Origin of the sequence: Actinomadura logoneensis, from assembly GCF_003428695.1 — a bacterium.
GTDB classification, from domain to species: domain Bacteria; phylum Actinomycetota; class Actinomycetes; order Streptosporangiales; family Streptosporangiaceae; genus Spirillospora; species Spirillospora logoneensis.
This window is the reverse complement of record NZ_QURH01000599.1, coordinates 1-2,050: the sequence shown is the minus strand read 5'-3', so window position 1 is coordinate 2,050 and position 2,050 is coordinate 1. Positions and strand designations below refer to the sequence as shown.

General features: G+C 72.4%; 2 protein-coding genes. One reads left to right on the top strand and one right to left on the bottom strand.

Annotated features, from left to right (window positions below; translation table 11 throughout):
- On the bottom strand, positions 1 to 1,189 hold a 1,189-nt coding region (locus DZF91_RS24555; protein ID WP_235834524.1), incomplete at its 3' end, for an XRE family transcriptional regulator.
- Between the two features lie 504 nt (positions 1,190 to 1,693).
- Between DZF91_RS24555 and DZF91_RS24550 the strand changes: the two genes are divergently transcribed.
- Positions 1,694 to 2,050 (top strand): hypothetical protein (locus DZF91_RS24550; protein ID WP_235834523.1); only part of this gene is annotated, 357 nt, incomplete at its 3' end.

Genomic DNA, 2,050 nt, shown 5'->3' with positions numbered 1-2,050 from the left:
CGTCGCCGCGGCCGCGCAGCGCGAGCTGGCCGAGGGCGCGCGCCTCGACCGCGGGCGCCATCGCGGCGGCCACGCTCGGGTCGCGTCCGGCGAGGTCCTGGGCCTTGCGGGCCAGGTGCAGCGCCTCGCGCGGGTCGCCGTAGTACATCGGGACGAGCGCCTCGCGCACGGTCACCCAGGCGCGCAGCTTGCGGTCGCCGGTCTCGTCGGCGGCCGTCCGGGCGGTCCGGAAGAACGAGCGCGCCAGCCGGTGGTCGCCGAGGTTGATCATGATCAGTCCGGACAGCCCGGACAGCTGGGCGGCGATCCGCAGCAGCCGCTCCTGCAGCTCGACGGGCTGGCGTTTGTCGGCCATCCGCCGGACCTCGGAGAAGTCGAGCAGCACGTCGCAGAGCATGCGCAGCGACGGGGTCGCCTGGTACTGCTGGCCGTAGCCGAGCGTCGTCTCCTCCCACTGGTCGAGCATGGTCGGTGACACGGTCGCGCTGACCAGGGTGTCGTCCATCTTGCGCCGAAGGTTGTCCACGGCGCCGAGGATCTGGCCGTCGAGCGTCACCACGCCCGATCCGGCCAGCAGGCTCAGCAGGGTCCTACGAAGCACGATGTCCTCCTCTCCCACATCAATGGAGGCGGGGCCGTCAGCGCGGTCCGGTCCCCTGGGGTTTCTGACGGAGATCCAGTGCCGGTCGTCCGGTGCCGGGACCACCACCGCCCCGATGAGGGCGTCGGTTTCGGCCGGCGGACGGGGACCCGGTTCCCGCTGGGACGGGACGGCCGCGGGACCCGGGCCGCCGGCCGTCTCGGCGGGACGGGTCGCGTGGCCGCGTCCGCAGATGCAGGGACTGCGGTATCCGAGGTCGTCGGGCTCGACCCGGTAGACGGCGCAGAGGTAGTGGAGGTACTCGGGCCCGGGCCGCTTGTAGCCGCTCTCGTAGGCCGACAGCAGGGTGTCGCCGAGCTTGGGCTCGGGCTTGCCGTCCACCTCGAAGAGCGCGCGGACCTGGGCGACGATGTCGGACAGCGCGACGCCGTGAGCGAGGCGGTGCGCCTTGATCGGCGTGATGCCGAACAGCGGCCCGCACTGATCGTGGATGTCGACCGCGATCTGGGCGGGGGTGCGTCCCCGGGCGAGACCGCGCGCCCTGATCCGGCGCGCGATTTCGGTCTCCTTCTTCGGGGGGTCTGACATCGTTCCGGCCTCCTCACCGCTGGGCCGGGGGGGTCCTCGGAGCGAGGGCCAGACCTCGGGGCCACGGCGACCGGTAGCTAGGTCAACCTCATCGGACGGAGATTCCCCGCACACCCGCCATGAGCAGGCGATACGAGAAATAGTCTCTTGCGCACGCAGCGTAACGCCCGCACCGGGGCAGGCCAAGCCATTCCCGAGAAACACGGACGGGGTGGAGGCGCCTTCTCTCCCCCGGGTAGAGATTTCTCCTCCGAGGTCTGCGGACGTCCCCCGGGGAGAGGGAATCCCGTACTTCGGCGGACGGGCGGACCCTTGACCCATCACCGTTGGAGTTGCGATTCTCGCCGCGAGTAATGGTACGGAAGCACTGAGTTCGATCACGTGGGGGTCCGGCCGCGGTCGGGGTGAAGATCATCTCCCGCGCGGCGGGCGGAGCCGTCCGGCGCCGCACGGGAACGGCACGAGCGGTCCTCGGGATGCACGGAAGACGGAGGGGGTGCGCAGGTGGCACACGACGAGCGCGTCGGCTACCTGGAGGAGCTGGAGCACGAACTCGACACGCGCGGCCTGGTCGCGCGGGTGGTCCGGACCCGGTCCGGCCCGGCGTTCCTGCGGGTGGTGAACCCGGAGGCGGCGAGCCTGGCCGAGGACGTCACCTGCGCGCCGGCGCCGGAGACCCGCGACCACTACTTCTGGTGGTCCTGGGGGGAGCGCATGCACCGGGTCGACGACCCGCGCGGGGCCGCGTCGAAACTGGCGCACGTCCTGCGGCCGCTCCGCAACCACCCGCCCCGCGGCTCCCACCCTCCGAAGGGCGCCCACGCGCCGCTCGGCGGCCAGCCGCCGCTGGGCGCGCACCGG